Raw genomic sequence first — 16,927 nt, forward strand, 5'->3', positions numbered from 1 at the left:
TCATTTCAAGTTACCTCGTTTCAGTGTTCGTATCGGAGCGGGCGCTACGTTGCAAAGACCCACCGTGGGTTATCGGGTTAGTGCGCCACCGCCATGAGTTGCCCGCGCGGAAACCGGGCCACCACGAGCAGCGCCGCGATGGCGGCCACCGCGATTAGCGGGATGCTCGCCATCACCAGCACCGACGCGCTCTGGCCGATCGCCAGCAACTGCCCTGCGATCAGCGGCCCCAGGATCGAGCCCATGCGGCCCACCGCGACGGCGGCGCCCACTCCCGTGCCGCGAAGTTGCGTCGGATAGATGCTGCTGGCAAGCGCATACAGCACCGACTGCCCGCCGACGAGAAAGAGACCCGCCAGCAGCCCGCCGAACGCCATCGTGGCGCCGGTGCTCGCGCTGGCGAGCACAGCAAGCGCCGCGGCTATACCCGCATACATGCCCATGACCGTCGGCCGCCGGCCGATTTTGTCCATCAGACCCGCGATGACGATCGCGCCGATACCGCCGCCGACGTTGAACATCATCTGCACGACGCCCGACTGCGTACGCGTGAGCCCCCGGCTTAGCACCATCGACGGAAGCCAGTTGATCAGAAAGTACAACACGATCAGCGTGCCGAGAAAGCTCACCCACAGCGCGAGCGTCGTGCCGGCGCGACCCTTCTTCCACAGTGCCTGCGTAACCCCCGCTGCCGCCTCATGATGGGCCGCCTCGCCGGACCTGGTCGCGATGAATTGAGCGGATTCCTTCAGGAACAGCGCGAGCAACGGCAGGGTCAGTAACGGTCCGATACCGCCGACGTAGAAGATATGCCGCCATCCTTCATCGCCCGGACTCACGATGCCGATCACCGCCGCGATCGCCGCGCCGAACGGCATGCCGCAATACATCGCTCCGACCGCCGTGCTGCGCTGCTGCGGCGGCACGGCCTCGGAACAGAGCGCGATCAGATTGGGCATCGCGGCGCCGAGTCCGAGACCCGTCATGAAGCGGGCGGCGAGCAGACTCTCAAAGTTCCAGACCTGCGTCGTCGCGATGGAGAAGAGGCCGAAGAGTGCAACCGACAACGTCAGCACACGCTTGCGGCCCATCCGGTCGGCGAGGCGTCCTCCGATCGCGGCCCCCGGCAGGAGCCCCAGCGCACCGATGCTGAACGCCCAGCCCATCTGCGCGACGGCCAGGTGAAATTCGCGCGCCATGCGCGGAGCGGCGACGCCGGTCGATTGCAGGTCGAGTCCCTCAAGCAGCGCGACGACGAGGCACAGGGCGATTGTGATGGCGCCGCTTGCGCGGCGCGGTGCTGACGTGTTCATGAAAAGTCTCCGATGTAGGTTTAGCGTCGCTCTTGGTGGCGATGATGCTGGGGCTATGAGTGCATCCGTTCAGATCCGCGTTTCGAGTTCGCGCTTCAGGTCCAGCGCGACATCGACGATCATGTCCTCCTGGCCACCCACCATGCGGCGCCTGCCAAGCTCGACGAGAATGTCCACGGTCTTCAGGCCGTACTTCTTCGCCGCGACTTCCGAATGCCGCAAGAAACTTGAATAGACACCCGCGTAGCCGAGCGCCAGCGTCTCGCGGTCCACGCGCACCGCGCGGTCCTGCAACGGCCGCACGAGATCGTCTGCAGCGTCGAGCAGTGTGTAGAGATCGGTGCCGTGATTCCAGCCGAGGCGCCCGGCTGCCGCGATGAAGACTTCGAGCGGCGCGTTGCCCGCCCCCGCGCCCATGCCCGCGAGACTCGCGTCGATTCGGTCGCACCCCTCCTCCACGGCGACGATCGAATTCGCGACGCCGAGGCTGAGGTTGTGGTGCGCGTGCATACCCGTTTGCGTGGCGGGATCGAGCACGTCCTTGAACGCGCGAAAGCGCGCGCGGATGTCGTTCATGTTCATCGCGCCGCCCGAGTCGACCACGTAGATGCAGGTCGCGCCGTAGCTCTCCATCTTCTTCGCTTCGGCAGCGAGCTTGTCGGGCGTGGTCATGTGGCTCATCATGAGGAAGCCGACGGTGTCCATGCCGAGTTCCCGCGCGTATTCGATGTGCTGCTTCGAGATGTCGGCTTCGGTGCAATGGGTCGCCACGCGCACGACGCGCGCGCCTGCATCGTATGCCGCCTTGAGATCGTGAATCGTGCCGATGCCGGGCAGAAGCAGCGTCGCGATCTTCGCGTGGCTTACGACATCCGCCGCCGCTTCGATCCATTCGAGATCGCTGTGCGCACCAAAGCCATAGTTGAAGCTGGAGCCTTGCAGGCCATCGCCGTGCGCGACCTCAATGCTGTCGACTTTCGCCCGGTCCAGTGCGCGGGCGATGTCCTGCACGTTTGCGATCGAATATTGATGACCGATCGCATGCATGCCGTCGCGCAGCGTAACGTCGGAGATGTAGATTTTCTTGCTCATGTCGATGCTCCTTTATGCGTTCGCGAGAGATTGCGCCATGCATTCGGCAGTGGCGAGCGCGGCCGAGGTCATGATGTCGAGGTTGCCGGCATACGCTGGCAGATAGTGCGCAGCGCCTTCCACTTCGACGAACACGGAAGTTTTCAACCCGCTGAAGCAGCCAAGTCCCGGGATGTTGAGCGGCGCATCGGCCGCGATCTCATCGAACTGCACCTTCTGCTTGAGGCGATAGCCCGGCACGTAGGCCTGCACCGCGGCGGCCATGGCCTCGATCGATGCCTCGACTTTCGCGCGGTCCGCGAGTTCGGAGAGGACATAGACCGTGTCGCGCATCATGAGCGGCGGCTCGGCCGGATTGAGCACGATGATGGCCTTGCCCTTCGCCGCGCCGCCCACGGCTTCGATCGCCTTCGAGGTAGTCTCGGTGAATTCGTCGATGTTCGCGCGCGTGCCCGGTCCCGCCGACTTGCTGCTGATCGACGCGACGATTTCCGCGTAGTGCACTTTCGCCACCCGCGATACGGCCGCCACCATCGGAATGGTCGCCTGGCCCCCGCAGGTCACCATGTTGACGTTGCGGCTCTCGAGATGCGCATCGAAGTTGACGACCGGCACGCAGTACGGGCCGATGGCCGCGGGGGTGAGGTCGATCAGGCGGATGCCGGGCTTGAGGGCGCGCAGGAACGCGTCGTTCTTCACGTGGGCGCCCGCGGAGGTCGCATCGAATACGAATTCGATGTCGTCAAATACGGGCAGGCACGTGAGTCCCTGAACGCCTTCGTGGGTAGTCGCGACACCGAGCCGCGCGGCGCGCGCGAGGCCATCCGATGCCGCGTCGATGCCCACCATCGCGGCGACTTCCAGATGCTTGCTGTGTCGCATGATCTTGATCATCAGATCGGTGCCGATGTTGCCGGAGCCGATGATCGCGGCCTTGAATTTGTCGGTTGTCATGGGGGTTCCTAGTCGGTGAAAGCGGCGCGGACGCTGCCGAGTCCGTCGATTTGCGCGGTGAACGTGCCGGGTCGCGTGACGCTTACCATCGGCCCGAGCGCGCCTGTCAGCACGATGTCGCCGGCGCGAAGCGGCGTGCCTAGTTGCGCCATGCGATCGGCGAGCCACACGGCTGCGTTGAGTGGATTCCCGAGGCATGCCGGGCCGTTGCCGCGGGAAAGTACCTCGCCGTCCTGCGAAAGCGTCATCGCGCAGGCCGCGAGATCGAGTCCCGCGAGCGGCACGGGACGGCTTCCGAGCACGAACATCGCGCTCGACGCGTTATCGGCCACCGTATCCACGAAGCGGATGTCCCAGTCCTGAATACGGCTGTCGACCACTTCGATCGCGGCAAGCGCGTAAGCGGTCGCGTCGATCAGATCGGCGAACGTGTGCTTCTCCTGCAAGAGGTCGCGTTCCAGCACGAGCGCGATCTCCGCTTCGACCTTCGGCTGTATCAGGCGCGAATACGGCATCGGCGCGTTGTCGCCGTAGGCCATCGATGCGAAGAGCGTGCCGAAGTCGGGCTGTTCGACGCCGAGCTGGCGTTGCACCGCGACCGACGTGAGACCGATCTTGCGGCCGACCACGCGCTCGCCTTCAGTGCATCGCGCGTCGACGCGGGCGCGCTGCACGGCATATGCGAGCGCGGCATCGTCGGGGGGAATCTCGCCGCGTACCGGTGCGACGGGTTGTCTTGTGTGTTCGGCTTCGCAAAGGCGCGCGGCCAGTGCGAGGACGGCTTGCTCATTGGACATGACAGTCTCCTTGGGTCTCGGGTTGTGCATGCATCGCGCCGAAGCCCGCGATCCATTCGGGGATGGGCCGGTAGTAATCGAGCGATGCGCGATACGACCCGTACGCGGCGAGCGCGCCAAAAGCGGCGATCCAGGTGCGGATCTCGTGAGCGGACTTGCCGCCGTTGCGGGTGATCGCGGCGTTGGTCATGCCGTCGACGGCGGCGATGTCGCCGGCGGCGAGCAGCTCCAGAAACGCGCGGTCCCATTCGGGGTTAAGCGGATGCAGATGGCTGTCGCCAGCTGTGAAAGACTTCGCTGCCGCCACCGTGCGCGCCTCCCGCGCCGCACGCGATTCGGCCGTCGGATTGCGCCCGGCAATCAGCCGCTCGGCGACCTCGGCGTTCGCACCCGCGATTTCCGGCACGGGCGGCTCGTGCGAGATGCCGCCCGAACCGATCACGAGCACGCGCTTGCCGGTTCGCGAGAGAACGCGGCCGATTGCATCGCCGAGCAGGCGCGAGCGGCGGGAAGACGCCATCGGCGATGCCACCGAATTGATGAATACCGGCACGACCGGGTAACGATCGAGACCGCCCGTCAGCACGTTCAGGGCTTGCGCGCAACCGTGATCCACCTGCATGCGGTACGACACGGACACATCGACTTCGCTCGCAAGCACGGCCTCGGCGAGCGCGAGCGCGGTCTCCTCAGGCACGTCGAGCGGGCCGGCGAGACTGTTGAAATCGCCGATGGCCGTCGCCGCGATCCCGATGCAGAACTGCGGCATCACGTCATAGAAGAATCCGTTGTAGTGGTCGGGCGCGAATGCGATCACCAACTCGGGATCGAAGGCTTCGACGCGTGCACGAGCTTCATGCTGCACACGTTCCACCTCCGCCACGATCTCGGGCGCGGGATCGTAGTAACCGTGCAGCGGCGTGTGAGACAGACATTCGATAAGAATCGGCATATCAGACTCCTGCTTCGACCGCGACGGCCGCTTCGCATGCAACGTCATGCGCGGGATGGATGTCCGGCAAAGCGAGCGTTTGCAGCCCCAGCTTGCCGGCGAGTTCCGCGATGCCCGACGACACTTGCTGCGGCGAACACATGCCCGCGACAAAGCGGTCCGGGCGCAGCAGCACGACCGATTGCGGCACGCGCGTGAACCAGTCCTTCAGTCGATTACTCATGTCGCCGATTGCGATCACGCCTGCGGGCACGTCGTCGCGATAGGCCAGCTGCGTATCGGGCTTGGCGATCACGAAGCATCCGCCGATTCGCTTCCACGTCTCGCGTGCCTCCGGCGTCAATCCGAAGGTCGGGTCCGAACCCCACCCGATGATCGCAAAGCGATTGCCGATCACATCGTCGAGGCGCACGACGGCGCCATCGATTGAACGCACGCGCGGCTGGATGAACATGCGGCCTACGGGTGACTGGCTCGCGCAATCGCGCCCGTGCACGAGACGGCCGATCAATGACTCACGTTTCTCGCTCATCAGCCCAAGCATCCGGCCGAGCGCCGAATGACCGGAGCGTTCCAGAAGGCGCGCGAGGAAGCCGTCGCGATGCTCGCGTTCGGGCAACAGCACCACGCCTGATTCATAACGCGGCATCGGCTTGAAGCGCATCTCGACGAAATAGCGCTTGAGCAAAGGAAGCATGTCGAGCGACCGGACGAAGCCGTCACGGAACTTCGTGCCGAGTCGGCTCGTCGGCGCGAAGATGTCGCCTGCAACTTCCGAGAGATGGATCATCGACCGCGCGTGGGCACGCCGCTCCGTCGTGTACGTATCGAGCAGGCTGTCGCCCGCCAGGCCCTTGACCACCATCGCCAGTTTCCAGCCGAGATTGTTCGCGTCGCGGATGCCGCTGTTGTAACCCTGCCCCTGCCACACCGGCATGATGTGTGCGGCGTCACCCGCGAGCAGCACGCGCTTCACGCGGAACGTGCTCGCAAGACGCGCGTTGTGCGTGTACACGCGCTTCCTGATGTAGTCGACCTTGTCCGGATCGGCGACCACCTTGCGGATCAGCGCCGCCATGTTCTCTGGCTTCGAGAGTTCTTCTTCCGTTTCCCCCGGCATGACCATGAATTCGAAGCGCCGGATGCCGTGCGGCAACGCCGCCGACACATAGGGCCGCGCCGGGTCGCAATGCATGTAGACATGGGGCGAACCGATCGGATCATTGCGCACGTCGACGACGATCCACTGGTTTGGCTTGGTGCGCCCTTCGAACGGCACGTCGAGCATGCGGCGCACGAAGCTGTTGCCGCCATCCGCGCCGATCAGATAGGCGGCGCGGATCGACTTGATCGCGCCGGACGCATCCTGTGCGTCGATCGTCACGCCGGTGTCGTCCTGCGCAAAGCCCGATACAGTGTGTCCGAACAGCACCTGTACGTGCGGGAAGCGCTGCAGCCCCTGAAAAAGGATGCGGTCGGCAAGCGGCTGAATGAAAGCATTGCGGCGCGACCAACCGAATTCGTCGGTGCGCGGCTCGATTGATGCGAAGCAGTGGCCCGTGCGCGTGACGAAGCGCATCCAGTGATCCGGCGTCGTATGGGGCAGCAGTTCCTCTGCAAGGCCGACCGACTGGAACACGCGCAAGGCTTCATCGTCGAGGCCGATGGCGCGCGGGTAGTCGATGATCTGGTCCAGCTTTTCGATCAGCACGACGCCTACGCCCTGCAGTCCCAGATAGTTGGCGATCATGAGGCCGACGGGTCCGGCGCCGATGATGGCGATGTCGGTTGACACAATCTCGGGACGGCCGCTGACGACAACCGTGTCGATGTCGGGATGCATGTCTGTCTCCTAAGTTCGCGACCGGATGGGGTCCGTGGTCGCGTCCGATACTGTTTGGTTAGTCAGAGTCAGGAGCACATGCGTGACATGCGTCACGAGATGCGTCTCCTTGAATAGTTGGTTTTGATGCAGTCTATGGGGCGCCCTTCGACCGCTCAACAAAATCTGAAAAATGTGCATAGAATGCACATGACTGATTTAAAAGGAGAATATCGCGTGACGAAGTACACGAACGTTCGGGGGTTGGCGCGCGGCCTCCAGGTCCTGCGTGCGCTCAACGCGATGGAAAGCGGCCGCGCCACGAGCCAGCAGATCAGCGACGCAATCGGCTTGCACCGCACCACGGTGCGTCGATTGCTGGAGACTTTGGTCGAAGAGGGGTTCGTTCGACGCAGTGCGTCGGACGATAGCTTTCGCCTGACGCTCGACGTCCGTTCGCTGAGCGAAGGCTTCACGGACGACGAGCGCATCGCGACCATCGCACCGCCGATCATGGGTCGATTGCTCCAGCGCGTGGCGTGGCCTTCGGATCTCACGACCCCGGACGGCGACGCAATGATTATTCGCGAGACGACGCATCGGTTCAGTCAGCTATCGTTTCATCGGTCGATGGTCGGCCGGCGCCTGCCCATTCTTCTCACAGCGTCGGGCCGTGCCTATTTCGCGATGTGTCCAGACAGCGAGCGCGAGGACATTCTGGACTTGCTGCGTTCGGGTGCCGGCGGCGATGAACAAAAGGCGTTGGCGTCCAGCGATGCGCTGATTCGCAATCTCATCCGACGCGTACGCGTTGATGGATTCGGTTCGAATCACGGGGATTGGACGGCTCAGAACAAGATCGGCGCCGTTGCGGTTCCGATCGTTTCGCGCGAGCGCGTACTCGCGAGCCTGAACGTCGTTTTTCTGTCGCGCGCAGTAACGCTTGCGGAGGCGAAACGCCGCTATGTACCTGAACTCAAACTGGCCGCGGACGAGATGGTCGCGGCACTCGAAGCCGAGGTACATGCATCGCGGTCGGAGAAGGGGATTCCGTAAGATAAGCGTGTTAGATGGCTGTTCCGAGGAACACTGCGGCCATACGTGGAAGGTCGTCGAACGTCCGAGAATGGCCGAGGCCGTGTGAAAACGCATTGATCGCCTAAACTGAATCAACGCATTGAGACCGGGTGACTCATGAAGCGATTCGTTGAAGGCGATGACCGCAAGCAGGTCGCACTACTTCCCGAATGCGTCGATGACTACATCGGACAGGACAATCCGGTCAGGGTCATCGATGCTTTCGTCGACGAACTGGACCTTGCGGAACTTGGTTTCAACGGTAGCACGCCCGCAGTCACGGGCCGCCCGTCCTACCACCCAGGCGTGATGCTCAAGATCTACGTTTATGGGTATCTGAACCGGGTGCCGTCTAGCAGGCGTCTCGAGCGTGAATGTCAACGCAACGTCGAGCTGATGTGGCTGACGGGACGTCTGGCGCCAGACTTCAAGACGATCGCCGACTTTCGCCGCGACAACGGCCCGGCCATCCGCCACGTATGTCGTCCGTTTCGTCGAACTGTGTCGTGGACTGAAGCTACTATCCAGCGACATGGTGGGCATCGACGGCAGCAAATTCAAGGCTGTGAACAGCCGCGACAGGAACTACACGGCAGGCAAGATCGACAAGCGTCAGCAGCAGATTGAGGAAAGCGTTCAGCGATATCTCGACATGATTGAAACGGCAGACCGGACCAGTCCGACAGGTTTCGATGTGAAGACCGTGCGCCTGTACGAGAAGATTGCGCTGTTACGCCAGCGGATGCGCGAGCTCGAACAGATCAAGGAGCGGTTGAAGAAAGAACCGGACAGACAGTTGTCGCTTACCGACCCGGATTCCCGTTCCATGGCCAGTGGTGGAAAAAGAACAGGAGCAGTCGGCTACAACGTTCAGGTCGCCGTGGATACGAAGCATCATCTGATCGTCGAACACGAGGTGACGAATATCGGAAGCGATCACGGGCAACTTAGCAGGATGGCTTTGTTGGCGAAGAACGCGATGGGCAAGCCAAAGCTGAAGGTGCTGGCAGACCGGGGCTACTTCAGCGGTCCGGATATCCGCGTGTGCGAACTGGCCGGGATCAAGGCGTATGTGCCGAAACCACTGACCTCGGCATCAAGGAAGAAAGGGCTCTTTACCAAGCGCGACTTCCTCTACGTCGCAAGGAACGACGAGTATCGATGCCCCGCCGGCGAGCGCGCAATTCTTCGATTCAAGACCGTCGAGCATGACATGAATCTGCGGGTGTACTGGCCCAGCGCCTGCCCGCGTTGCCATCTCAAGGAGCGATGTTCTCCCAGCGACTATCGCCGCATCCGACGATGGGAGCACGAACAGATCCTGGAAGCCATGCAGCGTCGGCTTGACCGGAAGCTCGACGCAATGACCATCCGAAGAAGTACCGTTGAGCATGTATTCGATACGCTCAAGCACTGGATGGGTGCCACACACTTCCTGACCCGGACGCTCGGACGGGTGAGCACCGAAATGAGTCTTCAGGTATTGGCGTACAACCTCAAGCGCGTCATGAACATACTTGGGGTTGCCGGGACAATAAAGGCAATGAGGATGGCTGAAACCTAGGGTCCCAAGGGCCTTTTTTACGCTCGAAACGTTACGTTAGCGCGGGCCGTAATCGTCAAACTTGATTGGTCCGGCTGGCGAGCTGAGCTTTAGGGAAAAGAAAACAGTTTCCACACGGGCTCGGCCGACTACTGCACGCGATCCGTATCGTCGCTACGGAGTCAACCTCGACTCTCAACAAGTCGCGGCTTCACGACGACTTGCGCTACGTGAACGCGAGCACGAAATCGAACCGGCCAGCCTTTTGCTCGCCGTCGTCGTGAATCGTCATCAGCAGCCGGCCATCGAAGAGGGAATCGCGAGCGTTGCGTCGCTCGCCAGAAAAGTATAGTTGGGTGGTGAGGATTGGCCCGTTGGGCGGCTGCACCGTCACATGGAAGTGTCGTGTGCGTCCCGGATATAGCCCCGGCACGATGGTCTCAAGGCGGTAGCGTCCCTCGCTGTCGGCGAATTGATGGCCACGCAGCCGGAACCCCTCGACGTCGTACTTGCCCGCGTCATTGGCGTGCCAGAAATCGAGCAAAGCCCCGGACACCGCCCTGCATCGTGTCGACCACACCCGTCCGGTCAGGACGATCTTCGTTCCATTGATGCCCGGTTCGAGCAGCGATCCCCGTTGCGGCGAATGCGGCAGGAAGAACGGACCTGCCGTTTGCTGCCGGGTCGGTTCTTGTGCGTCGGTGCAGGCGGGTGTAGCTGAAACTTCGTCGGCCCGGCCATAGTTTGCTTTTCCGAGGGCCAACAGCAGCAACGTGGACGGCCCGGCACCCGACCTGCGAAGAAAATCGCGCCGTCCCTGGCTCACACTTCGTGTCCGCATCGTGGTCGCTCCTTGCTTCCCGCTCGATCGGCACGCTGCGCCGCGCACGCTGCCGAGCCGACGAGCGTCCGTGCTGGCGCCGTTGCGGCTAACCGGAGCCAGCATCCTATGCCAACCATGGTAAGCCGAAACTTCAGGTTGGGTGAGCCGTAAGAGACAAAACTGGCGAATGACTGGTCGTCGGCGGCCTTCGCATGCCGTTCATGCCATGGTCGTCACGGCCGCTCCACAATGGCCGCTTCCGAGCAATTCGACCAGGCACTATCGACCCACTACCGCCGCCCCACCTAAAAGATCGACGGACCGGAGTTCGCGCTAAAGCGAACCGCCGGCTAGGCGGACGATTGTGGTCACGACGAGAATGAAATGATCAGCCTCGGCGCCTTGTAAGCAGGTCTGCCACCCTGGCACGGGCGGCAATTTTTGCTCTGTGCAAATATTTCGATGAGTCGATATAATTCAGGTTGGTAGGATACCTTATCGATCCGAGAGGACCGCGTTCCAGACCGCAGGCGCAGTAGCTTCTTTGAGATGCAGTCCGGCGAGGCCAAATTGGCCCTTGCGAATGCGATGCATCAACTCAATTCCGGCTATCGTGATTGCGGCATTGCTGAATTGCTTGAACCCAAGCATGACGTTGGTGCGGGACTTAACGTTGCGGTGATCCTGCTCGATCAAATTGTTCAGGTACTTCGAGGAGCATACCATCGTGCCTTTGGGCAATTCACCGTCGGCCTTCATCTCGCGCACCGCACGATGCGAAGCCGCGGAACCATCAAGCGTGATGGTTTGCGGCGACTGGCCTTGATGTTTGATCGCCTTCTTGAAGAAGGCTTTGGCTGCTTTCACGTCGCGCTTGGCGCGCAGCAGAGAGTCCACCGTCTGGCCGGCCCGATCCACCGCGCGGTACAGATAGACCCATTTGCCCCGCAAATTGATATACGTCTCATCAACACGCCATGACTGACCGGTGGCCGTGCCAAACCGGTTCCAACGTCTGACAAACTCAGGTGAGTAGCGTCTTACCCAACGCAAGATGGTTGTGTGCGCCAGCGACAGTCCCCGCTCAGCTATCATTTCCACGAGGTCCCGGAGGCTGAGTTTGTAGCGCAGGTACCAGCGAACACAAAGGATGATGACCTCGCGATCAAAATGCCGCGCGGTGCAGCGGCTGTTGCTGCGCTATACGCAGGCACTGATCACGCAGATGGCCCAGACCGCCGTTTGCAACCGGCATCATTCGATCGACCAGCAACTGTGCCGCTGGCTGCTGCTCAGCATGGGCCGCCTGCCGTCGAACGAGCTGACGATGACGCAGGAGCTCATCGCCAACATGCTTGGCGTGCGGAGATCCGGTGTGACGGAGGCGGCGCTGAAACTGCAGGACGCGTGGCTGATTCGCTACAGTCATGGCCACATCGAGGTCCTGGATCGACCGGGGCTGGAACAACGCGTGTGTGAATGCTATGGCGTGGTGAGACGGGAGTTCGACCGGTTGCTGCCTGATCTGAAGGCGATATAAGAGGCAAATCTTCCGTTCATGAGGACGGATTGTCCAATGGCTCGCACCGAACCATTTCCCGACCGGCCAAAGCACAATTGAACGTCCAGTCCAGCAACGAGGGCACCCCTTGGCTGTGCGTCGGCACGCGGTCCTCGTGAACGCGGGGCGGCCACTACAAACAAAGAGATCCAGGCGTCCACCACCGTACCGACTGGGTGGCAAATCAAGGTCACGCTCACTCTACTGTAGAGATCTTTCAGGAGTGTCGCGGATGCCCGCCAGCATCAAATTGAACGTTGCTGAGATACCTCGCGAAAACCATGAAGATTCCGGGCAACTAGCGAGAGCGCGGCGACCGGTCTCGTCAAAACACGGAGTCGGAAGGGAGAAGTTCCATGTTGGGAACAATATTGATAGTCTTGCTGGTACTCATATTGATCGGTGCGATACCGACCTGGCCGCACAGCCGTTCGTGGGGCTATATGCCTAGCGGTCTGCTAGGCGTGGTGCTGATCGTCGTGCTAGTGCTACTCGTTCTGGGCAGGATATAGGCGCGAAATTTTTGTCCGAAGGATTCTTCGCGACCGTCGTTGCGGGGCGTTTCATCTGAAAACGCGCGGCCGGCCACGTGTCGTGAGGCCCGGGCATCCGACAATTTCAAGGAGCAATGTTATGAACAGGGATCAGGTGAAAGGCCGCGTCAAGGAGGCAAAAGGAATGCTGATGGAAGTGGTCGGCAAAGCCACTGGAAATGCAACGACCAGGGTGAAAGGCAGGATCGAACAGGTCGTCGGCAAGACACAAGCCTCGTACGGCGACGCGAAAGCGCACTTCAGGAAGCGGTCGTAGGGTGTCCGCGCAGACAGGGGCTCATGATATGCCTCGCCCACGAAATCGCGGATAGGTCCGGGGCTCAAGCGTTACGTTGCGGGGCAACGTGCTCCCGTGCGGCTACGTCCACGGCACGCGAACACACCGCGCTGCCCCGCGCTATCTTCACTTCACCAGTATCCGTCCCTGCCATGAAACTCATGGAGTCTCTTTTCGTAATCGCGGCTGAGCGGAACGGAGTCGTCGTACTCAGGACTGTTCCTGATTGCATCGCGACTGAGTCGGGTAGAAACGATCGAGCCAACCCAGTCGATCAGGTCGATCCATCGCGTTGCCACCAGCACCTCCTTGCCACCGGGCCACCAGTTTCGCGTATCGACGGTCAGATAACGAATGGCCCATGCAACATCGTCGAAGATGAAACCGGAGACGTGGCCTATGCTGCCATCGGCCACCTCGATGTGATAGCCCTCCACGGCATTTGTGCTGTGCAGATGGACATCCACGGGCGCCTGATGTGCGTCCGGGTCGGGGCGCGGGAGCGCCTCCGATGCTGGATCTGGCGGCACGTCCTTTATGTCGAATGCCGGGGAGGAGCCCATCCCCCACAGGTTTAAACCACCCCAGTACGTCGGATAGCCGTAGTAAAGGAGGTACTCGGTTTCATGCTGACGCGATACCGGCTTATTCGTGTCGATGTTCGGACTGTCCAGTACCTGTTGCCGCGTAAGATGCACGTGGACGGTGCCGGATTCCCGGTCCATATGTTTGACCGAATACGGCGAAATCAGTACCTGCCGCTCACGCATCCAGCTTCCCGTGTCGACCACGAGGTAGCGCAATCCCCAGGCTTCGTCGTCGAAATAAATATCACCGACGCTGCCGATATCGCCGTCACGCGCCGCGACGGTGCATCCATGAAGACTCTTTATGCTTCGCAACATGTTCGATACTCCTTCTCTGCATCCGGCGATCGATGCCCCGATGTCCTGAAACCACCGTTAGAAGAGACCAATGCTCACAACGTGCTTCCTGATGGGCGGTTTCGGTTCAGTGGAGATGTCCCCCGAACAGACCGAGCAGTCCGATGACGATCAGGTAGATCGCAACGATGTAATTCAACAGGCGAGGCACCACGAGAATCAGAATGCCGGCAATCAGCGAAACCAGCGGGCCCGCGTTCGTGAGAATGTGCATGCCCCCTCCGTAAGATTGAAGCCGATAAGTAGACACAAACCTGTCCCGCCTGTGTCGCTCGTTATAGTGACTTAAGCCTGGTGACCTTCGTGCCTTCAAGCGTCACACCGGCCATTAACCCGCTGTTCGTGAGCACGAACGCTTCGACCGGCGCCGTCGCGGTGGTGGTATCAATGTTGCCGTTCGCGCCGACTTTCAGTACCGCCACTGACGCGTCGCCGCCTGCCGACCAGCCTTCGCTGTTACGGAATCGGGCGAGAGCATCCTCGGTCATGAACAGGAAAATGATGGCTTTCGATTGCGCGCCGATCTGAGGCCCGATCGAACCGGTCGTAGTGCTGTAGTACCCGACCGTGCTGACACCGACTCGCAGCGAGCCTTCACCATACTGGCCGCCGACCCAGAAGCCAGCGGCGATGACCGACGGGAACACGAGTACACCACGCGCCTTGCCGACCAGTTCACGTGAGCCGTTGGCGGTCGTGTACAGACGTGCGAGGGTCGAGTCGACGCCCGCGTCGATGGTGTGACGCTTGTCGGCCTGGTGGCTACTGGCGTCGGATGTTCCGGTCGTCGTGCAGCCGGAGACCGCGAGGCCAACAGCCAGGATCGATCCCGGCGTACTCCATATGAATGTTCGTCGCAGCATCATCGTTTCTAGGTGGTTTCGGAATACTTTTGACGCTACGCCAAAGTGGCTGCGGACGCGGTACGACAGCGTACAAAAACGCTAAACAGGTCTCGATGGACAAGCCGGATCTGACTCGCAACCCGCGCATCACTTTCCAGTCGTTCTGGCGCATCGGCGCAGCGGTTGGTTTTACCAGCAGACCAGTCAGTATGTCTGCCGGCTTGATCCAGATACCCAATAGCCTGATCCATTGCGCTTTTCTGAGCAGGTCCAGCTTTTCATGTGGAAACTTGATTCCGGCGTCATCGCTTCGTCCTGGAAGGCTGTCCAGGCGCCGATCAACCCGCGGCGGCACGTCGCAACACCGGGCGCCTTGATGCCTGAAGGAGGGACGTATAGCTGTCGACGTAATTCCGCGCCATCGTCCTGGCGCTGAAGCGACGTTCGAACTGAGCTCGGATCTCTGTACGTGACAGGTCATCGAGACGTTGCAGTGCACCGACGGCACCCTGTACGTCTTCGCAGATATAGCCGGTGACACCGTGATCGATCACCTCCGGTACCGAGCCGCGATTGAATGCAATCACTGGGGTCCCGCACGCCATCGCCTCAATCATGACCAGGCCGAACGGCTCGGACCAGTCGATCGGAAACAGCAGCGCCTTTGCACCTGAGAGGAACCCGGGCTTCTGCTGCTCGTTGATTTCGCCGAGGAATTGAACGTGCGCCTGCGACAGCAGCGGCTCAATCGCGGTCCTGAAGTATTCCTGGTCAGCTCTGTCCACCTTGGCGGCGATCTTCAAGGGCAGACCGCTTTGTGCCGCGATCTCGATGGCGAGATCGGGGCGTTTCTCCTGACACATACGACCGAGGAAAGCGAGATATGGCGGCTCATTCTGCGTTTGCGGCGTTAGCAGCTCTTCGGGTAGACCGTGATGAATGGTGTCGAGCCAGTTTGCCTGCGGTAGCGGCAAACGTTGCGAATCGGAGATCGACACGACCGGCGCCTTCGGGAACGTATTGAACACGGCTTGCAGTTCCGGCAGGTCGAGGCGGCCGTGCAGTGTCGTCACGAACGGCGTGTCGAGCCGCGAAAACAGCGAGAACGGCAGATAGTCGAGGTGGAAGTGCAACACGTCGAATTCGTGGGCAACACGGCGCACCTGTTCGAGCATCAGCATGTGCGGGGCGAGCACGTCGCGGGTCGACGGGTCGAGGCGCAATGCACGCGGCCACGCTGCATCGAGCGTCGCCTTCGTGCGCGAGTCACCGCTTGCGAACAGCGTCACGTCGTGCCCCAGGTCGACGAGCGCCTCGGTAAGGTAGACACCACACGCTCGGTGCCGCCATATAATTTCGGAGGAACAGCCTCGTGCAACGGGGCAATCTGTGCGATTCGCATTGGCCGTTCTCCCTTGAACAGGTGCTGGGGCTTCAAACTATTCTCGAATGACCAGCGATAGTCTTGAAGGCTGGTGTCTGCGCGATATGTATTGCGCTGCGCCAGGTCTGTGGCATGTGGTGAACCTCTCACCTGCGAGTACATACGTCTGTACGGTAGCGTTCAACACCCGCCTGGGGGGCGACAATGACTACGTCCGGTGTTGCGACATTCATCTTGGCCGGTAGTGAGGAGTCGGAGGCGGCGTAGTCGCCGGAGGCGACGAACTGCCGGCGGCGCCGGATCGGCGAGGCTTAGGATGGCTGACTGAACCTAAAAAGAGGCGATCAGCCCATGTCTGGAAGCCGCATCACCGACCAGCAGGTCCGCCTCTACATGAACCATCGCAAACACCATCCACAGAAGCTCGCTGCGGCGAAGTCAGGCATGAGCGAGCGCACGGCGCGGCGTGTCGAACACGAAGCCGGACTACCGTCACAGCAGCCCCGGCGCTATTGGCGCTCGCGCCCTGATCCGTTCGCCGGTGTCTGGGAGAGCGAAGTGGTCCCATTGCTACGCGCTGCGCCAAAGCTGAAGGCGATCACCCTGTTGCGCAAATTGCTTTGGGCGCCATGTACAAACCGCACCCACTCGACAAGCTTGATCGAGATATCAGTAAACTTGGTATGACTAACAAGCGTTCCCGCGTCGGCCCGGATCCTATGGCATAGCTTTGGCAAGGTGCTAGATCAGCTCAGCGCGCCAACATCGAAGAATGTATTGGTAGGCACCGAAATAGCTGTCTGTCTGCTGCGACGTTGAGAGGATGAGCGTCACTACGACCAGCATCTTCGTGATGTGATAGCAGCTTTTCCGAAAAGGGACCCTCTCGCGGCACGCGATGGGGCTTCGACGAAATGCAAAGAACAATACTTCGAATGAAGCACACAGCCGCCGATCCGTCGTCGGGGCCTCGCATTCGACATCGATCG

General features: G+C 61.2%; 14 protein-coding genes and 4 pseudogenes. 6 read left to right on the top strand and 12 right to left on the bottom strand.

The window, feature by feature from the left end:
- Nucleotides 1-77: 77 nt before the first annotated feature.
- The 6 genes from mhpT to PQR42_RS25210 form a co-directional block, all read right to left on the bottom strand.
- Complete coding sequence (gene mhpT, locus PQR42_RS25185) at nucleotides 78-1,313, bottom strand: 3-(3-hydroxy-phenyl)propionate transporter MhpT (RefSeq protein ID WP_408387691.1); 1,236 nt, start codon at nucleotides 1,311-1,313, stop codon at nucleotides 78-80.
- Between the two features lie 69 nt (nucleotides 1,314-1,382).
- Entirely contained in the window at nucleotides 1,383-2,405 is a 1,023-nt protein-coding gene (dmpG, locus tag PQR42_RS25190; RefSeq protein WP_408387689.1) for a 4-hydroxy-2-oxovalerate aldolase, read from the bottom strand.
- Between the two features lie 12 nt (nucleotides 2,406-2,417).
- Nucleotides 2,418-3,359 carry an acetaldehyde dehydrogenase (acetylating) gene (locus PQR42_RS25195; RefSeq protein ID WP_408493904.1) on the bottom strand — a complete coding sequence of 314 codons (942 nt, stop codon included), beginning with the start codon at nucleotides 3,357-3,359 and terminating at the stop codon, nucleotides 2,418-2,420.
- Between the two features lie 8 nt (nucleotides 3,360-3,367).
- Nucleotides 3,368-4,156, bottom strand: a complete 789-nt coding sequence (gene mhpD, locus PQR42_RS25200) for a 2-keto-4-pentenoate hydratase (protein WP_408387685.1) — start codon at nucleotides 4,154-4,156, stop codon at nucleotides 3,368-3,370.
- A complete protein-coding gene (locus PQR42_RS25205; protein WP_408387683.1) occupies nucleotides 4,146-5,108 on the bottom strand; it encodes a 3-carboxyethylcatechol 2,3-dioxygenase in 963 nt (320 codons plus the stop codon). The genes mhpD and PQR42_RS25205 overlap by 11 nt, the downstream gene beginning before the upstream one ends.
- 1 nt (nucleotide 5,109) lies before the next feature.
- Nucleotides 5,110-6,951, bottom strand: coding sequence for a bifunctional 3-(3-hydroxy-phenyl)propionate/3-hydroxycinnamic acid hydroxylase (locus PQR42_RS25210; RefSeq protein ID WP_408387681.1), 1,842 nt, complete (start codon nucleotides 6,949-6,951; stop codon nucleotides 5,110-5,112).
- A gap of 216 nt (nucleotides 6,952-7,167) precedes the next feature.
- Here PQR42_RS25210 and PQR42_RS25215 point away from each other — a divergent pair, with 216 nt between their 5' ends.
- Nucleotides 7,168-7,986, top strand: coding sequence for a DNA-binding transcriptional regulator (locus tag PQR42_RS25215; protein WP_408210691.1), 819 nt, complete (start codon nucleotides 7,168-7,170; stop codon nucleotides 7,984-7,986).
- A 138-nt stretch (nucleotides 7,987-8,124) separates the two neighbouring features.
- Nucleotides 8,125-9,571: pseudogene (locus tag PQR42_RS25220) on the top strand (IS1182 family transposase).
- A gap of 205 nt (nucleotides 9,572-9,776) precedes the next feature.
- Here the strand turns inward: PQR42_RS25220 and PQR42_RS25225 are convergent.
- Nucleotides 9,777-10,391 (bottom strand): dioxygenase family protein, encoded by a 615-nt coding sequence (locus PQR42_RS25225; protein WP_408493906.1) that lies wholly within the window; start codon nucleotides 10,389-10,391, stop codon nucleotides 9,777-9,779.
- Between the two features lie 477 nt (nucleotides 10,392-10,868).
- On the bottom strand, nucleotides 10,869-11,528 hold the full coding sequence (locus tag PQR42_RS25230; RefSeq protein WP_408387878.1) for an IS6 family transposase: 660 nt from the start codon (nucleotides 11,526-11,528) through the stop codon (nucleotides 10,869-10,871).
- Between the two features lie 22 nt (nucleotides 11,529-11,550).
- Between PQR42_RS25230 and PQR42_RS25235 the strand changes: the two are divergent.
- From PQR42_RS25235 to PQR42_RS25245, 3 genes and pseudogenes are all read left to right on the top strand, one after another.
- Nucleotides 11,551-11,913 (top strand): annotated as a pseudogene (locus PQR42_RS25235) (Crp/Fnr family transcriptional regulator); the annotation flags it as partial.
- A gap of 377 nt (nucleotides 11,914-12,290) precedes the next feature.
- Complete coding sequence (locus PQR42_RS25240) at nucleotides 12,291-12,446, top strand: DUF3309 family protein (RefSeq protein WP_149676769.1); 156 nt, start codon at nucleotides 12,291-12,293, stop codon at nucleotides 12,444-12,446.
- Between the two features lie 121 nt (nucleotides 12,447-12,567).
- Complete coding sequence (locus tag PQR42_RS25245) at nucleotides 12,568-12,744, top strand: CsbD family protein (protein ID WP_408387677.1); 177 nt, start codon at nucleotides 12,568-12,570, stop codon at nucleotides 12,742-12,744.
- 152 nt (nucleotides 12,745-12,896) lie between these two features.
- On the opposite strand, the gene PQR42_RS25250 is transcribed toward PQR42_RS25245, so the two are convergent.
- The 4 genes and pseudogenes from PQR42_RS25250 to PQR42_RS25265 form a co-directional block, all read right to left on the bottom strand.
- Entirely contained in the window at nucleotides 12,897-13,670 is a 774-nt protein-coding gene (locus tag PQR42_RS25250) for a PRC-barrel domain-containing protein (protein ID WP_408210700.1), read from the bottom strand.
- A gap of 106 nt (nucleotides 13,671-13,776) precedes the next feature.
- A complete protein-coding gene (locus tag PQR42_RS25255) occupies nucleotides 13,777-13,923 on the bottom strand; it encodes a DUF3096 domain-containing protein (RefSeq protein WP_115102851.1) in 147 nt (48 codons plus the stop codon).
- A 61-nt stretch (nucleotides 13,924-13,984) separates the two neighbouring features.
- Complete coding sequence (locus PQR42_RS25260; protein ID WP_408387675.1) at nucleotides 13,985-14,572, bottom strand: BPSL1445 family SYLF domain-containing lipoprotein; 588 nt, start codon at nucleotides 14,570-14,572, stop codon at nucleotides 13,985-13,987.
- Between the two features lie 320 nt (nucleotides 14,573-14,892).
- Nucleotides 14,893-15,956, bottom strand: a pseudogene (locus PQR42_RS25265) (glycosyltransferase family 4 protein).
- Nucleotides 15,957-16,289: 333 nt separating this feature from the next.
- Here PQR42_RS25265 and PQR42_RS25270 point away from each other — a divergent pair.
- Nucleotides 16,290-16,556 (top strand): annotated as a pseudogene (locus PQR42_RS25270) (IS21 family transposase); the annotation flags it as partial.
- Between the last annotated feature and the right edge of the window lie 371 nt (nucleotides 16,557-16,927).

The organism is Paraburkholderia sediminicola, assembly GCF_046027355.1.
GTDB classification, from domain to species: domain Bacteria; phylum Pseudomonadota; class Gammaproteobacteria; order Burkholderiales; family Burkholderiaceae; genus Paraburkholderia; species Paraburkholderia sediminicola_B.